Raw genomic sequence first — 16,300 nt, forward strand, 5'->3', positions numbered from 1 at the left:
AAAATACGGATGACAGGTTTACCCCACCAGCCTGTCCGTCATTTGCCTTACTTGCACAACACATCCCAATCGCTGATTGTGCGGGTTGTGCAAAATAAAAAATATATTGCACAGGTTTTTTTTTCTCCTTATAGAACATCCAGAAGAATTCCCCCCATAGTTTGTTTCAAAGAGAGATAGGTCAAAATTTCATGCGTGCATAAGCAGTTAACTGTACATCAAGGAGGTGACAGATGAAGTCAAAGGTTGTGGGCAGCAACGATAATCTGTTGAGCAGCGTGACTCGCAGGGATTTCATGAAGTTCTGTACGGCTATCGCCGCGACGATGGGACTGCCAATGACGGCGGTGCCGGAAATCGCTGAAGCCGTCACCTCGCCGAAGCGACCGTCGGTGATCTGGCTTTCCGCTCAGGAATGCACCGGCTGCGTCGAAACACTGTTGCGGGCCGGGCATCCGAAACTGGACACCCTCATCCTCGATCTAATCTCCCTCGACTACTCCGAAACCCTCAATGTCGGGGCAGGGCACCAAGCCGAAGCGTACCGCGAAAAGGCGATTCAAGAGAACAAAGGCAAGTTCATCCTGGTAGTCGATGGCGCCATTCCGATCAAGGATAAAGGTGTCTACTGCATGGTTGCCGGCAAACCGGTACTCGACATTCTTCTAGAAACCGCACCGCTCGCAGCCGCTGTAATCGCTCTCGGCTCCTGCGCCGCCTGGGGCGGCGTTGCCGCCGCCGACCCCAACCCCACCGGGGCGACTCCGGTCTACGAGGTACTCAAGGCCAAGGGGATTCCGGTGGTCAACATCCCCGGCTGTCCGCCCAACCCTTACAATTTCCTCTCCACGGTCATTCATTTCATGACCTTCGGCAAACTCCCGGCCCTCGATGGTAAGGGACGCCCTAAGTTCGCTTACGATCGGCTCATCCATGAAAACTGCGAACGGCGACCCCACTTCGACGCCGGCCGCTTTGCCGAGGAATTCGGGGATGACAACCATCGCCTTGGCTACTGCCTGTACAAACTCGGCTGCAAGGGTCCAGAGACCTACAACAACTGTTCCACCCTCCCCTTCAACGACACCCCCGGCTGCTGGCCGGTGGCCACCGGTTCGCCCTGCTTTGGCTGCTCCGAGGAGAAGGTTGGCTTCCACAGCCCGCTGTTCTCCAAAGCCAAGGTGATCTTCCCGACTCCGCCGGCGCAGCAAGTCGATGCGGTACCGGAAAAGGGGAGCGGCGCCCAGAAATTCGCCTACGGCGTCGCTGGTGCGGCCGTTGGCGCGGTGGCGGTGGCTCTGTCCACGAGAGGCGGCAAGGGTGACGGTTCCTCAAGCTCGGGAGAATAAAGCCATGTCGATTAATAGACGCGATTTTCTCAAAATTTCTGCTGGTGCCGGCTTGGCGCTGTCGGCGGGCGCCACGCCTGCCCAGGCGGCCAAGACCCCAGAATTACCGCCGGAAGCAGTGGGCATTCTCTATGACGCGACCTTATGCATCGGTTGCAAGTCGTGCATGGTCAACTGCAAGAAGGTCAACTCGGAGCGGGGCGGGGCACTGTACCATAAGGACACAGCTGGCCAGATTCCCTACGTTTACAACGAGCCCGATAAAATTTATGACGCTCCGCAGAATCTTTCCGACAAAACCCTGTGCATCATCAAGGCGCACCGGAACGATGGCAAAGAGGCCAAACCCGCTTCCGGCGAGCAGAGCCTGAGTTTCCTCAAACTCCACTGCCTGCACTGCATCGAACCGGCCTGCGTTTCGGTCTGCCCGGTGGCGGCCCTGCAGAAAAACCCGACGACCGGCATCGTCACCTACAACAAGGATCGCTGCTTTGGCTGCCGGTACTGTCAGATTGCCTGCCCCTTCAACATCCCCATGTACGAATGGAGCAAGGCATCGCCCTCGGTGGTCAAGTGCCAGTTGTGCAACCACCGCTACGCCCAGGGCAAATACTCGGCCTGTTGCGAGTTCTGCCCCACCGGCGCCTCCATCTTCGGCAAGGTCAAGGATCTGCAAGAAGAGGCCAAACGCCGCCTCGCCCTCAAGCCCGGCGAGGTTTACTCCTATCCGGTCAAACGGGTTGACGGCAACGAGCACACCGAGAAGGTGGTGGCCAATTATGTCAATCACGTCTACGGTTTGACCGAAGCCGGCGGCACCCAATATCTTTTCCTCTCCGGGGTCACGTTCGACAAGCTGGGATTCAATCCGAGGATCACCAACCAGGTCTACCCCGACTTCACCTGGAACTACGTTTCAGCGGTCCCTAAACTGATCGCCACCCTGCTGGTCACCGGCACAGTGGTGCGTGTAGTGACTCAGAAACTGGATAAAAACAAAAAGGAATCCGGAAAAGGGGACGCGTCCTGAGCATCGGGACAACCCCGCGAAACCCAAGCATATTGCCGACTACCCCCTGAAGGGGGGTATAAAGGAGAACACACATGGCCAAGAAAATAACCATTGATCCCGTAACCAGAATCGAGGGTCATCTTCGGATTGATTGTGAAGTTGATAACGGCAAGATTACCAACGCCTGGTCATCGGGACAGATGTGGCGCGGTATTGAAATCATCCTCAAAGGCCGCGATCCCCGTGATGCTTGGGCCTATGCCCAACGCATCTGCGGTGTCTGCACCACGGTGCATGCCATGGCCTCTGTACGGGCGGTGGAAGATGCCCTGAAAATGGAGATTCCGCTTAACGCCCAGTTCATCCGCAACCTGGTGATTGGCGCCCATGGTATTCACGATCACATTGTCCACTTCTATCACCTCTGCGCCCTGGATTGGGTGGACATCGTCTCCGCCACCAAGGCCGACGTGGCGGCCACCGCGGCCTTGGGCCAGAAGCTGTCCAACTGGACCGGTAATAGCCCCCAGGCTATCAAGGCCACCCAGGACCGACTGAAGAAATTCATCGGCAGCGGCCAGCTGGGCATCTTTGCCAGCGGCTACTGGGGCCATCCGGCGATGAAACTCTCGCCTGAGGTCAACCTGCTCGCCGCCACCCACTACTTGCAAGCCCTGGATTACCAGCGCAAGATCAACACGGTGGTGGCGATTCTCGGCAGCAAGACCCCGCACATCCAAAATCTGGCCGTGGGCGGCGTCACCAATCCGATCAACCCGAACAGCCCGGCCAACCTGACCGTCGAAAAGTTGTTCCATATCAAGACCCTGATCGATGAGGTCGGCACCTTCATCAAAGAGGCCATGCTCACCGATGTCGCCGCGATTGGCGCCTTCTACGCCGACTGGACCAAATACGGCGCCGGCGTGCTCAACTACCTGTCGGTGCCCGATATGCCCATGGACACCAAGGGCACGGTTTTCGCCCTGCCCGGCGGCTACATTCCCGGCGGCGACATCAGCAAGTTCGTCCCGATCACCAGCCAACGCGAGAAGTCACTCTACGACGGCATCAAGGAATCGATCAAGCACGCCTGGTACAACGGCAACTGGGACCGCTCGCCCTACGAGGAAGAGACGGTGCCCAACTATACCGGCTTCGATTACGATAAGAAGTACACATGGGTCAAGGCACCCACCTATCTGGGCCAGCCTGCCCAGGTCGGCCCGCTGCCCAACGTGGTCGCCATGTACCTCTCTGGCCACGAGGCCACCAAGAAGTATGTCGACCTGACCCTGAAAAACGTCTCCGCCCTGGCCGGTACCACCGTAGGCATTGATGCCCTCCACTCGACCATCGGCCGGATTGCCGCCCGCGTAATCCGCTGCGGGGTACTCTACGAGAACATGAACGTCCAATGGCAGGCCCTGATCGACAACATCGGCAAGGGCGACCTCGACACCTTCAACGCCCCGGTGTTCCCGAAAGGTGAACAGCGCGGCACAGGCTTCCACGAAGCTCCGCGCGGCACCCTCTCCCACTGGATTGTGATTGAGAACGGCAAGATCAAGAATTATCAGGCGGTCGTTCCCTCCACCTGGAACGCCGGCCCACGCAACGGCGAAGATGCTCTCGGTCCCTACGAAGCCTCCTTGGTCGGCAATCCAATAGCGGACCCTGAACTGCCGCTCGAGGTTCTGCGCACGGTCCATTCCTTTGACCCATGCCTGGCCTGTGCCATCCATCTGGTCGACGGCAAGAAAACCCCGATCAGCAAGGTCAAAGTCCTGTGATTGATGGGCATGAGGTGAAAACGCTGGTGCTGGGCATCGGCAACCTGCTGATCGGCGACGAAGGGGTTGGCTGTCTGACGGTCGAGGCATTAGGCCGCCGCTACACCCTACCCCCTTCGGTGGCATGCGTCGATGGCGGCACGGCCGGCTTTGAGCTGCTCTCAATGCTGGAAAGCAAGGACCATGTCATCCTGATCGACGCCCTTCGCGACGACCGGGAACCGGGCACCGTGATCATGGTCGAGGACGAGCATGTCCCCCGTGCCTTCATGGCCAGGACAACGCCGCACCAATTGGGCATCTGTGATGTCCTGGCCGCCGCCCAGATGTGCGACACTATGCCCAAACATCTGACCTTGTACGGCATTGAGCCCAAACAGCTCGAGGTCGGCATCGGCCTGTCCCCGGAAGTGGAGGCCGGAATGGAAAAAACTATCCGTGCAGTTGTTGATCAACTCCGTCACTTTGGATATGAGGTGAAACGCAATGGAATCGAATCCGCAAATTAAAATGTGGACCCCGGCGACCATCGTCATGGTGGTCCTGATGATCCTCGGCGGCGCGGTCGCCGGCTATCGAATGCTCTTTGGCCTCGGCGCGGCAACCAACATGAACGACGGCTATCCATGGGCCTTCTGGCTCGGCCTCGACGTTCTTGGCGGCGTCGCCATGGCCGCTGGCGGTTTCATCATCGCCTGCGCCGTCTATATCTTCAACTGGAAGAAATATCATGTCATTGTCCGGCCCGCCATCCTCACAGCCTTTCTTGGCTACCTGATGGCGGTGGCCGCCATCTTTCTCGACATCGGCCACCCCTTCCGTCTGCCAAACCCAATGCTCATGTGGCAGTGGCACTCGGTCATGTGGGTCGTAGCCATGCACGTTATTTTTTACACCGCCACCCTGGCACTCGAGTTCAGTCCCATGGTCCTTGAAAAGCTCGGCTGGCATAAGACACTCAAAGCCGTGAACAAGATCATGGTGGGCGCTGTCATCTTCGGCGTCATGCTCTCCACCCTGCATCAAGCATCGCTGGGCGCAGTCTTCCTGATCGCTCCCTCCAAGATGTCGCCGCTGTGGTGGAGCACCGTTATGCCGTATCATTTCATGATTTCAGCCGTGGCCATGGGACTCTCCATGGTCAGCTTTGAAGCCATGCTCAGCAAGAAGTTTCTTCACCACGAGGTGGACAAAGAGGTTTTTTATGGGCTGGCCCGCGGCTGCCTGATCGTCCTCAGTTTCTACCTGATACTCAAACTCTACCAGTGGTTCGTAAATGCTGGTATCGGCGCGGCCTTTGACGGCACCATTGAGGCCAATATGTTCCTGCTGGAAATGCTCGTCGGTGTGATCCTGCCCATCGCGATCCTGAGTATCAAGAAAAACCGAACCAACCTTAACACCATCTTCAAGGTCAATATCATCGTCATCGCCGGCGTAATGCTCAACCGGATGAATGTGTGCCTTTTCAGCATGGAGCAGTTCAACACATGGAAAGGCTTTTCCTATACGCCTTCATGGATGGAGTTCGCGGTCTCACTGGGTATTATTTGCCTGGGGGTTTTGCTCTTCAAGATGTCGGCAAAGTATCTGCCGCTGTTTTCGCACTGAAGCCGCGCCGACCACGAAACCGGCCTTGCGGCGGGCGCGGATATTGGCAAGGAACCCGCATGGGGAGGTTACCATTCTCCGGCTTCTCCGTGCGGGCACCGTTTACGGGAATGAGATGATTGTTTCCAGGCTCGATGAACCCTAGGAGGTTGTTGCTATGAATCAATTGAAAAAGGTATGGGCATGCAAGCTGCTTGTTCCGGCCCTGGCCGGAATTTTTCTGGCAGGTTCAGCGCTTGCCGGTGAGGAATGCAAAGTACTTTTACAAAACAAGTGTTCTTCCTGCCATACCGTTAAGGACTATGTTTGCGTAAAGATGGATGAGAGTGCAGCAGGACGTCACTTTATGGTCCCCGAAACAGTCTACTGGCAATGGGTCATGCATACCATGATCAAGCAAGGCGCCGTTCTCACAGACCAAGAGAGTTCAACGCTGGTTGACTGCCTGAGTTCGCACGACGCCCAGGCCCGATCTTTCTGCACCAAAAAACCCTAAGACGGAGGGAGGGGATGGGATTGGGGCCGCCCCAGGTGAACAACCTGCCGGCTCCATCCCGCACTCGCCCGCTGGTCAAACGTCAGTATATTGCTCTTCAGGTCCGAAACAGATTATCGGCCAGTTCCGTCACCGTGCGTACCGGCACAATCCGCATCCCCTCTTTCTTTTTCCCCTCCAGCTGACGGGCCGAGGATTCGGGCATAAAGAAGGTTCCAAACCCGAGCCGTCCAGCCTCACGTAACCGCATCTCCATTTGCCCCACCGCCCGGATCTCCCCGGCCAGACCCACCTCGCCGCAGACCACTGTCGCAGAATCAATCGGCTTCTCGAAAAAGCTGGATAGCAGCGAGGCTACCACCCCAAGATCAAGGGCCGGTTCGTCGATACGGATGCCGCCGGCAATGTTGAGAAAGATGTCGTGATCAAACAAGGTCACGCCGAGCTTTTTTTCGAGGACAGCGGTGAGCAGGGCCAACCGCTGCGGGTCAGCGCCGATGGCGGTTCGCCGGGCCGTGCCGAGACTTGAACGACTGACCAGGGCCTGCACTTCCACCAGGATGGGCCGAGTCCCCTCGATACTGGGCAGGACCACCGAACCCGGCACATTGACCGGGCGCTCGGCAAGAAACAGGGCAGAGGGGTTGTCGACCCCGGCCAGCCCGCTCTCCTTCATCTCAAAGACGCCGATCTCGTTGGTGGAACCGAAACGGTTCTTCACTGTCCGTAGAATGCGAAAAACCTGACCGCGATCCCCCTCAAAATAGAGCACCGTATCGACCATGTGTTCCAAAACCCGGGGACCAGCGATGGACCCGTCCTTGGTGACGTGGCCGACTAGGAGAATCGGCAGATGACTCGATTTGGCCAGTGCCATGAGCCGGGCCGTGGACTCCCGCACCTGGGTGACCGATCCAGGCGCCGATCCCACCTCCTCACTGAACACTGTCTGGATCGAATCCACCGCCAGCAAAGCGGGCTGCATCTTGCCGGCCAGATCGACAATGGCCTCGACACAGTTCTCGGTGGAGACGTAGATCTCTTCGTCCTCAATTTTGAGACGACTCGCCCGCATCCTGATCTGGCGCACCGATTCCTCACCGGTGACGTACAGCACCTTAAGCCCCTTGACCGCTAGCGAGGAAAGCAGCTGGAGAATGAGCGTCGACTTGCCGATGCCGGGATCGCCGCCGATGAGCACGAGCGATCCGGGAACGATGCCGCCGCCCAGCACCCGGTCCATCTCGCCGATACTGGTCACCAGACGGGCGCACTCCTCCTCACCGCTTGCTGCCAGGGGTTGCGCGGTCGCGGTCGTCCGGCCATGGCGGACCGAAATCTGTTTTTTCTCTTCTGTCAGACTGTCCCAGGCGCCGCAATCGGGGCAGCGCCCCAGCCATTTGCGGCTTTCAAAACTGCACTGGCCGCAGACAAAGAGCAGGGTTTCTTTTTTCGATGGTTGCATGCACAATCCCGCCTGAGAAGGGTGTCATTCAACAGGTTTGAGAGTGGGTCCGCCTTCACACAAACCGTGTCGTCGCCTGATTTCCGTGGAAAATATTTCAAGGGATTCCTACCACTGCCTTATACAACCGGGGAACCGGAGGCGCAAGGCGTTCGCAAGACACAACGCACACCGAACATGGTCACCCTGAAAATGAACGAGATCTAATTCAATAGACCTTGAAAATCAGCCACCTCTTATGATTTACAACAAGGTGCTTCAGGTCGATCAGAGCTCTCCACCATCAATGTCGAGACCTGAAGTTTGATTCTGGCATAGAGCTCTAGGAGATCGTCTGTGCCAAAATTGGCAAACAATGACGCTGTCTTCGTCCCCCAGAGATCCCCTTGCATCCCGCTGATGCGGCCCCCAAGAGGGGCATAAAATATCTAATTGAATACACGAGTGAAATCTGTTATCAAAATTGCCATTAATCCAAAGACGATGCACCTGCCGATACGGTTTTCCGGCCTGATTGACGCAGGATGACAATAACAACCGAGATCGTTTCAGAGGGAGACTCAACAACACAAGAGGAGGGCTGTGCATGAATTCGTTGACTTTGGTATTTGCAGCATTGTGCGTATTTGCAATTGGCTACCGGTTTTACGGACTGTTCATCGCCAACAAGGTGCTGAACCTACGGGAGGAACGGCTGACACCTGCGGTAACCCTGGCGGACGGCCATGATTACCACAAAACCAATAAGTATGTCCTCTTTGGCCATCATTTTGCAGCGATCGCGGCAGCGGGCCCCCTGCTCGGACCCGTCCTAGCAGCCCAATTTGGCTACCTCCCCGGCGCGCTCTGGATTCTCATCGGCGCGGTCATGGCGGGTGGCGTCCATGACATGGTCGTACTCTTCGCCTCGGTCCGTCACAAAGGCCAAAGCCTGTCGAAGATCGCCGAGAGCGAGATCGGCAAAGTCGCGGGCGGGTTGGCATCGGTCGCCTTCCTCTTTATCCTCATCTTGACCCTGGCGGGGCTCTCCATCGCAGTGGTGAACGCCATGTTCGAAAGCGCATGGGGCACTTTTACCGTCTTCGCCACCATGCCCATTGCCTTCTTCATGGGCTTTTGGATGTATATGATCCGGCCGGGCGATGTCAAGGGGGCCAGCATCATTGGCGTCGTGCTCCTCTTTCTCGCCATTCTTGTCGGTCCTTATGTAGCCGCAAATCCGACCCTGGCTTCGATATTCACGCTCACGAAAAAACAGATTGCCATCATCATCCCCACCTATGGGTTCATGGCCTCGGTTTTGCCGGTCTGGATGCTGCTCTGTCCCCGTGATTATCTCTCCACCTATCTTAAGATCGGTACCATTGTCATGCTAGCGCTCGGCATTGTCGTGGTCCATCCGGATTTTCAGATGAGTGCGATTACCCAGTACGTGCACGGCGGCGGCCCGATCATCCCGGGACCAGTCTACCCCTTTGTCCTGATCACCATCGCCTGCGGAGCACTGTCGGGATTCCATGCAATCATTGGTTCAGGCACCACACCCAAGATGATCGGCAATGAACGGGACATCCTGTTCATTGGGTACGGCGCGATGCTGGTCGAAGGTTTCGTGGCGATCATGGCCCTCGTTGCCGCCTGTGTGCTCGTGCCCGCCGACTATTTCGCCATCAACACCGCGCCCGCAGTCTTCGAAAAGCTCGGCATGACCGTGCAGAACCTGCCCGCCCTGGCGGAACAGGTGGGTGAAAAGATCCAGGGCCGTCCGGGCGGAGCGGTATCGCTTGCCGTGGGCATGGCCTATATTTTTTCGTCGGTGCCGTTCATGAAGGGGCTGATGTCCTACTGGTACCACTTCGCCATCATGTTCGAAGCAGTCTTCATCCTCACAGCCGTCGACACCGGAACCCGCGTCGGCCGTTTCCTGCTCCAGGAAATGATCGGCAAGGCTATCCCCCAGTTTCTCGAGAAAAAGTGGTGGCCGGGAATCGTCATAACCAGCCTGCTCTTCACCGGTTCCTGGGGCTATCTTGTCTATACCGGCGACATCGCCACCATCTGGCCCCTCTTCGGCATGAGCAACCAGTTGCTCGCCTCAAGTGCGCTGATCATCGGTACCACCATGATCATCCGGATGGGCAAGGCACGGTATGCCTGGATCACGGCGGTGCCAGGACTGTTCATGGCCTTTACCACACTTTATGCAGGGTACCTGAATATCACGACCAATTACCTGCCGAAGAACAACATACTCCTCGCCATGCTTTCAGCGATCATCATGGCGCTAGTCGCCGTCCTGTTCACCTCGACCTTTTTCCGCTGGTATGAACTGCTCCAGATTGAGCAATCGGTGACCGACCGGTATGGAGATATGGTGCTCGAAGTTGTCGAAGAATAAGAAGGAGGTCTTTCATGGGCTGCTGCGAGTTCGAACTGCTGGAGATGAGTGTCTACCGGATCGTTCTCCAGGTCAAAAATCAGCACCGGACCGGCAAAGGCGGCCCTATCCCCTGCCACCTCTGCAATTGCGCGGTGGACCATGCATTCATCAAAAAACGTCTTCTCGGCTTCAATGTCAGAATCAACTGCCCGCAGTGCGGCTGGACCTTTGAGGGATAGGGAGAAAAACCGGATTAATAGAAAAAACGTCAGAACAGGGGCGGCCTTTGGTGGCGTCGGGGACGGAGTCGCCCTATTCCTCAATCAACGCAAGAACGAGTTGCCCCCGGCCACATTGCGGACCGGCACGGTAGCTGTAAAGGACAGATCCAAAATCATCCTCTTCACCAGCGACTGACCCCACACCAACCGATTTTTTGTGCCCCGCGCGCCCCTTCTCTCGAAAAAAGATAGGCGCGCGGGGACTTCCGAGCGCAGCCGCTAACGCAACTCTTTGCTGGCAGCAATACTCGCTTGCCGGTACACTGACAACCAGTGTCCTCGTTCTCGAACAGTCCGCAGCTATCGTCAACCGAACAACGCCGACGCCCCGCATGCCGTATCTGCTACTGATCCTCACCACCTTATTCTGGTCCGGCAACTTTGTCCTCAGCCGGGGGATGCATGCCGCCATGCCGCCACTGGCCCTCTCCTTCTGGCGGTGGTCGGTGGCCCTGCTTATTTTGCTGTTTCTCGCCCACCGGCATCTCCGGGCCCAGCGGGGACTGATCCGCGCCCATGGCCGGTTCATCCTCGTGCAGGGCCTCCTCGGTGTTCTCGGTTTCAACACCCTGCTCTATCTGGCCATGCAGCACACCACCGCCATCAACGCGGTGCTGGTCAACTCCTGCATCCCGGTGCTGATCCTGGTTTTTTCCTGGCTGCTCTACCGGGAAACCATGAGCCTGCGCCAATGCGGCGGCGTCCTGATTTCGCTTGTGGGTGTGGTCTCTATCATGGTCAAGGGCGACATGGCCACCCTGTTGCAGGTTTCATTCAACCGGGGCGATCTGCTGGTCCTGGCCGCTGCCGTGGCCTGGGCGCTGTATTCGTCCCGTCTCAAACAGTATCCCCAGGAGCTCCATCCGCTGGCCTACCTGACCGCGATCAACATCGTCGGCCTGCTGGCCATTTTTCCCCTGTATCTGCTTGAGTTCTCAGGCGGCAAGACCTTTTCCCTCAATCCGGCCTCGGTGGTCACCATCCTCTATGTGGCGATCTTTGCCTCGGTGCTGGCCTTTATCTTCTGGAACCGGGCCATCCGCACCATCGGCGCCAACAAGGCCGGTCCCTTTGTCCATCTTATGCCGGTGTTCAGCACCATCTTGGCGGTGCTTTTTCTTGATGAAACCCTGGCTTGGTATCATGCGCAGGGCGTTCTGCTTATTTTCAGCGGCATCCTCATGACCACCTTCCGGGTCAGCAGAGCAGCGCGGGATTGAGTCGACCAAGCCCACCCGGAACCGTCTCATTGCTTGTACCAAGAGCTCGCTCCCTGGGAACTCTTCTGCTATAAAGCACACACAACCTGAAAAGATATCGAGAGTCTCCATTCCCGCACCGTTGAGAACGGCGCACCCATCTCCACAAAGGAACCCCATGCACTACGTCGCAACGAAAATCTGCAGGGCCAGCGAGATCGGCTACAACGGCAATCTCTTCGGCGGTGCCATGCTCTCCTGGCTCGATGAGGCCGGAGCCGCCTTTGCCGGCTACCTCTGCCGTACACCGAACATGGTTACCCTGAAAATGGACGAGGTCCAATTCAGGCGGCCGGTCAAGATCAGCCACCATGTCCGGATCTACGCCAAGGTGCACAAGGTCGGCCAGAGCTCGCTGACCATTAACGTCGAGGCCAGACGGTTTGATTTTGTCAAAGAAATCGAGGAGATCGTCTGTTCCACCCAGATCGTGTATGTCAAGATTAATGAAGAGGGCAAGGCTGAGCCCATCGACGAGCATCTGCGGGCGACCATGGCGGATGCTTCGCTCTACGATCTCATGCAGCGTTTCTAACAGAGCCCTGCTTTTTCGCCACAATGTGAACGGCTGAGCCCTGGCCGAACCTGCTCACCGGTGGGGCTCGTGCTCCCTTCCGGCTCCGGTTTGCGGGAGCAATTGCGCAATCGCCTGGTTAGTCGCGGAGGCGGTGGGACAGGGATGGTGCCGGTAGGCAAGGAGATCGGCCAGGGTGTCGATATCCCGCAGCACCGGCAACAGGGCCACGTTCAGCCGGCATGCCGCGAAGCGTTGCAAAGTGGCCGGCAGGACCTGATTGGTACTCCAGGGAATATCAGTGAACAGTTCCTGCCGATACTGCTGGCGCTTGAGGGCAATCAGTCCGTAACCGCCGTCAACTGCCGGAGCCAGGGCCGCGTCATGGGTGGCAAGGGCTTCTCTGGCAGCACCGATGATCCGGGGGCCGAGGTCGGGGATGTCGCTGCCCACCAAAATTACCTGTTCAATCTCTTGGGCAAAGCAGTCGGCAAAAGCGGCCGCCATCCTTTCGCCGATATCCTCCCCCCATTGCGGCCGAACTTGGGCCGCCGCATCCCGCCAGACCTGGGGCAAAGCACCGCTCTCCTTGTCGTCATGAAACAGAAAAATCGGCAAGCCGGTGGCCTTGAGAGTACCGAGAATATCAGCCACCATGGCCTGGTACAGCTGACAGGCCCCCACCTCACCGAGACCAACGGCGAGACGAGTTTTCACCCGGCCGGGAACGGGCGCTCGCACGAACAGAGCCACCACTGTCTCAGGCACCTGTCTCATCCCTTGGTCTCCCGTTCTTCCCTGCTCGTTCCAGAGATTCCTGCAGCCAGAAAAAAGGGGCAAGGATGCCCATGTACCAGACAAAACAGCAGAGCCCGGTCAGGGCGCTCACGAGCCGGAAATCGATGCAGGGCGCAACCAGCCGGTCATAAAAACCGAGCAACGGGTATCGTCCCGGTCCCAGGTGCGGCCTTAGCCAGACATCGAGAAAGAAAAACAACTGCCAGGCATTGTGCCGGATATAGTGGCCCAGACGATAAAAGGTTCGGAGGGTTCCGGACAGGCCCCAATCACGGCGAACCATGGACCAGAGGAGACCGAAAAACGGCGTGAGCAGCAATTGGCCGGTCTCCTGCTGCACCCGATACACGCCCGGCGCGCGGGTGAAAAAGGCCAGTTCGCCGATGGAGAACAAACCCATCATCATCCCCATGAGGAGATAGCGGCGATGAAAGCCTTCGTTCTCAAAACGCCGCGCCGAGGTGTGGAGGGAACCGGGCAGCGTTAGCCATCGCCCCTGGTCTCTGATTTTTTCGGCAAGGCGCTGATCCTCGAGAAAGGGCAGGCTGTCGTCAAAACCGCCAAGCTGATGATAAAAGGTGCGGGAGAGGAGCAGCCCCTGGTCGCCGTTGGTGGTGTTGGTCCGGTTGAGGGCAGTCTTTTCCTCGATGTAGCGGTAGGCCAGCCTATTGCGCTGTCCTGAGCGCATGAACCGCAGGCGAAAATGACCGGCAACCCGGGGATGCTCCTTTTCTGCCTGCTGGAGAGTAGCCAGGGCGTTGACGAGCAGGCGGGAGTCGTCCAGCCTTGAATCGGCGTGCAGGAACAAAAAATAAATACCGGTCGCCTGTCCTGCTGCGGCGTTCATCTGCCCCCCCCGGCCGCGCGGACACCTGAGAAAACGGCTGCCAAAGGATCCGGCAACGGCCTCGGTCGCATCCGTGGAACCGCCGTCGCCGATGACAATCTCAAAGTCAATATCCCCTTGGCGCTCAAGATCCGCCAGAAGCGCGGGCAGTGCGCCCGCCTCGTTGAGCGTAGGAATGATGACGGACAGCAGGGGCTTCTCCAACCGGTTTTCCAGCGGGCGGATTTGCTGACTCATTACGGCTTCACGATCCTGCATCCGCCTCATCTAACAGACTGGCCGCCTCACGATCGACAAACCAATGCAGCTCCCCGTTCAATGGGCGGATCAATTGTGCCGGCACCACCGGTTGCGGACTGCTTGCCTCCAGGACAGACCGCAGGACCCCGGCCTTGTTGCGGCCGGTCACCAGGAACACCACCAGGGCTGCCTGGTTGAGCAGGGGCGCGGTCAGAGTCACCCGGGTAAACGATTCATCGGGACGGCGAGTCACGACGGTCCAGCGCACCTGCTCGGCCAGGCTAGCGGAGCCGGGCAGGAGCGAGGCGGTGTGCCCGTCCGACCCCATACCGAGCAGGACCAGATCAAAGCAAGGTGGATTGGTGCCGAAAAAAGCCTGCAGCTCGGCCGCATAGGCTGCCGCCGCACGCTCGGGCGACTGATCGCAGCGAATGGGGTGCACCTGCTCCGGATGCAGCGGCACAGAGTCAAGCAAGGCTGCGCGGGCCATGGATTCATTGCGCTCCGGGTCACCCGCAGGCAGACACCGTTCATCCCCCCAAAAGAAATGCACCTGTCCCCAAGGAATGCGGCTATGAAGTGGTTCCCTAGCCAATTGTTCATAGGTGCGGCGCGGGGTGTCGCCCCCGGCCAGCAGCGCGACGAAGCGACCGTGATCGGCCACCGCCGCCTGCGCCTGCTCGGCAAACAGTTCGGCCGCTGCCCGGCTGAGCGCTTCTTTGTCGGCAAACCGGCGGAGCATGCTCACTCCGCCGTTGTCGGCTGCAGCCAACTATGCCGTTGCCGGGCCACCATCAGGTCGGCGGATTCCGGTCCCCAGGTGCCAGCGACATACTCGGAGAAATCGGTCGCCGGCACCGATTCCCAAGCCTCAAGGATCGGCGTGACCACCTGCCAGGCGCATTCAATCTGATCAGCCCGCATAAACAGGGTGGCATCACCGCGAATCACATCGAGCAGCAAGGTTTCATAGGCCTCCGGCGCGGGTGTTCGAAAGGCCTCATGGTACCGGAACCGCATCTCAGCGGACCCCAGCAGCATCCGGGTTCCCGGCTGTTTGACCTGAATACGGGTGCCGATTCCCTCCTCGGGCTGAATTCTGATCACAATCCGGTTCGGCTGCCAGCTCTCCACCGCCGCCGAGGGAAAAAACTGGTGCGGCGGTGAATGGAAGAGGATGGACACCTCCGAAACCTTGGCCGGCAGGCGCTTACCGGTGCGGAGATAGAAAGGTACGCCATGCCAGCGCCAGTTATCGATATGAAAGGTGAAGGCGGCGTAGGTTTCGGTGGTGGAGTCGGGGGCTACGCTGCTCTCCTCGCGGTACCCCGGCACTGCTTTGCCGAGAACAGTTCCCCTGCGATATTGACCCCGCACCGCGACCCGATGGATCTCTTCCGGACGAAACGGTCGGATTGCCCGGAGGACATCCACCTTCTTGTTGCGGATATCATCAGCGTCAAAGGAGATCGGCGGTTCCATCGCCACCAGACAAAGAACCTGGAGGAGATGATTCTGCACCATGTCGCGCAAGGCACCGGACTGGTCGTAATAATCGCCCCGGTCTTCGACGCCAACGGTTTCGGCCACCGTAATCTGCACCTGATCGATATAGTGACGGTTCCAGATGGGCTCAAAGAGTGAATTGGCAAAACGGAAGGCCAGGATATTCTGCACTGTTTCCTTGCCGAGATAATGATCGATCCGATAGATCTGCGATTCAACGAACATCTCACCGAGGAATTGGTTCAAGTCCCGGGCTGAGGCCAGATCGCGGCCAAAGGGTTTTTCCACCACCAGCCGGTCGTGGGCGCAGTCCCGGCAGACGCCGAGCCGCTGGAGCATGGCCGCAGCCGGTTTCATCATGGCTGGCGGCACGGCCAGATAATAAATACGGTTAGCCCGCACCCCCCATTCTTCCTCGATCTTCTGAAGACAAGTGCTGAGGACAAGGCCGGAGGCAGGATTACTCACATCCTCAGAGAGATAGGAGATGGTGGCTGCAAATTCGTTCCAGTCCGATTCATCCTCTATCCCGCGGCGGGAAAACCATGCAACCCCTTGCCGAAGGCGCTGCCTGAAGGACTCGTTGTCTATCTGCCTGCGGGCAACGCCGACAATGGCAAACCGCTCCGGAAGCTGCCGGTCCAGCCGCAGATTGTAGAGGGCAGGGATAAGTTTGCGCTGGGTCAGGTCGCCGCCACCGCCGAAAATGACCACAATGGTCGGGGCAAGCGTTGCGGTTTGCGGCATGG

15 protein-coding genes are annotated in these 16,300 nt (G+C 58.2%); 10 read left to right on the top strand and 5 right to left on the bottom strand.

All coding sequences use genetic code 11. The features are described from left to right. Nucleotides 1-233: 233 nt before the first annotated feature. From ACHZCX_RS09565 to ACHZCX_RS09590, 6 genes are all read left to right on the top strand, one after another. Nucleotides 234-1,349, top strand: coding sequence for a hydrogenase small subunit (locus tag ACHZCX_RS09565; RefSeq protein ID WP_319587008.1), 1,116 nt, complete (start codon nucleotides 234-236; stop codon nucleotides 1,347-1,349). 4 nt (nucleotides 1,350-1,353) lie between these two features. Continuing rightward, nucleotides 1,354-2,379, top strand: a complete 1,026-nt coding sequence (gene hybA / locus ACHZCX_RS09570; protein WP_319587009.1) for a hydrogenase 2 operon protein HybA — start codon at nucleotides 1,354-1,356, stop codon at nucleotides 2,377-2,379. A gap of 74 nt (nucleotides 2,380-2,453) precedes the next feature. Continuing rightward, complete coding sequence (locus ACHZCX_RS09575) at nucleotides 2,454-4,154, top strand: nickel-dependent hydrogenase large subunit (RefSeq protein WP_319587010.1); 1,701 nt, start codon at nucleotides 2,454-2,456, stop codon at nucleotides 4,152-4,154. Then, complete coding sequence (locus ACHZCX_RS09580; RefSeq protein WP_319587011.1) at nucleotides 4,151-4,663, top strand: HyaD/HybD family hydrogenase maturation endopeptidase; 513 nt, start codon at nucleotides 4,151-4,153, stop codon at nucleotides 4,661-4,663. The genes ACHZCX_RS09575 and ACHZCX_RS09580 overlap by 4 nt, the downstream gene beginning before the upstream one ends. After that, entirely contained in the window at nucleotides 4,641-5,765 is a 1,125-nt protein-coding gene (gene nrfD, locus ACHZCX_RS09585; protein ID WP_319587012.1) for an NrfD/PsrC family molybdoenzyme membrane anchor subunit, read from the top strand. The genes ACHZCX_RS09580 and nrfD overlap by 23 nt, the downstream gene beginning before the upstream one ends. A 157-nt stretch (nucleotides 5,766-5,922) precedes the next feature. Next, complete coding sequence (locus tag ACHZCX_RS09590) at nucleotides 5,923-6,261, top strand: hypothetical protein (protein WP_319587013.1); 339 nt, start codon at nucleotides 5,923-5,925, stop codon at nucleotides 6,259-6,261. Between the two features lie 97 nt (nucleotides 6,262-6,358). On the opposite strand, the gene radA is transcribed toward ACHZCX_RS09590, so the two are convergent. After that, the gene (gene radA / locus ACHZCX_RS09595; RefSeq protein WP_319587014.1) at nucleotides 6,359-7,726 is read right to left on the bottom strand and encodes a DNA repair protein RadA; all 1,368 of its coding nucleotides are present in this window, start codon (nucleotides 7,724-7,726) and stop codon (nucleotides 6,359-6,361) included. A 586-nt stretch (nucleotides 7,727-8,312) separates the two neighbouring features. Here radA and ACHZCX_RS09600 point away from each other — a divergent pair. The 4 genes from ACHZCX_RS09600 to ACHZCX_RS09615 all read left to right on the top strand — a co-directional run bounded on the left by ACHZCX_RS09600 (nucleotide 8,313) and on the right by ACHZCX_RS09615 (nucleotide 12,181). Then, nucleotides 8,313-10,124: a carbon starvation protein A gene (locus ACHZCX_RS09600; protein WP_319587015.1), complete on the top strand. Its 1,812-nt coding sequence runs from the start codon at nucleotides 8,313-8,315 to the stop codon at nucleotides 10,122-10,124. Nucleotides 10,125-10,138: 14 nt separating this feature from the next. Continuing rightward, nucleotides 10,139-10,345, top strand: coding sequence for a hypothetical protein (locus ACHZCX_RS09605; RefSeq protein WP_319587016.1), 207 nt, complete (start codon nucleotides 10,139-10,141; stop codon nucleotides 10,343-10,345). A 374-nt stretch (nucleotides 10,346-10,719) separates the two neighbouring features. Then, complete coding sequence (locus tag ACHZCX_RS09610; RefSeq protein ID WP_319587017.1) at nucleotides 10,720-11,607, top strand: DMT family transporter; 888 nt, start codon at nucleotides 10,720-10,722, stop codon at nucleotides 11,605-11,607. Between the two features lie 157 nt (nucleotides 11,608-11,764). Beyond that, nucleotides 11,765-12,181, top strand: coding sequence for a hotdog domain-containing protein (locus ACHZCX_RS09615; protein WP_319587018.1), 417 nt, complete (start codon nucleotides 11,765-11,767; stop codon nucleotides 12,179-12,181). Nucleotides 12,182-12,235: 54 nt separating this feature from the next. On the opposite strand, the gene ACHZCX_RS09620 is transcribed toward ACHZCX_RS09615, so the two are convergent. From ACHZCX_RS09620 to zwf, 4 genes are read right to left on the bottom strand one after another with little or no spacing between them, the layout of a single operon-like run. Continuing rightward, nucleotides 12,236-12,937 carry a TIGR04282 family arsenosugar biosynthesis glycosyltransferase gene (locus ACHZCX_RS09620; protein WP_319587019.1) on the bottom strand — a complete coding sequence of 234 codons (702 nt, stop codon included), beginning with the start codon at nucleotides 12,935-12,937 and terminating at the stop codon, nucleotides 12,236-12,238. Further along, complete coding sequence (locus ACHZCX_RS09625) at nucleotides 12,921-14,063, bottom strand: TIGR04283 family arsenosugar biosynthesis glycosyltransferase (protein ID WP_319587020.1); 1,143 nt, start codon at nucleotides 14,061-14,063, stop codon at nucleotides 12,921-12,923. Before ACHZCX_RS09625 ends, ACHZCX_RS09620 begins: the two co-directional genes overlap by 17 nt. After that, complete coding sequence (gene pgl / locus ACHZCX_RS09630) at nucleotides 14,050-14,787, bottom strand: 6-phosphogluconolactonase (protein WP_319587021.1); 738 nt, start codon at nucleotides 14,785-14,787, stop codon at nucleotides 14,050-14,052. Before pgl ends, ACHZCX_RS09625 begins: the two co-directional genes overlap by 14 nt. Before the next feature lie 2 nt (nucleotides 14,788-14,789). Beyond that, entirely contained in the window at nucleotides 14,790-16,298 is a 1,509-nt protein-coding gene (gene zwf / locus ACHZCX_RS09635; protein ID WP_319587022.1) for a glucose-6-phosphate dehydrogenase, read from the bottom strand. Nucleotides 16,299-16,300 lie beyond the last annotated feature (2 nt).

The sequence above is a fragment of the uncultured Desulfobulbus sp. genome (assembly GCF_963662935.2).
Lineage (GTDB): Bacteria > Desulfobacterota > Desulfobulbia > Desulfobulbales > Desulfobulbaceae > Desulfobulbus.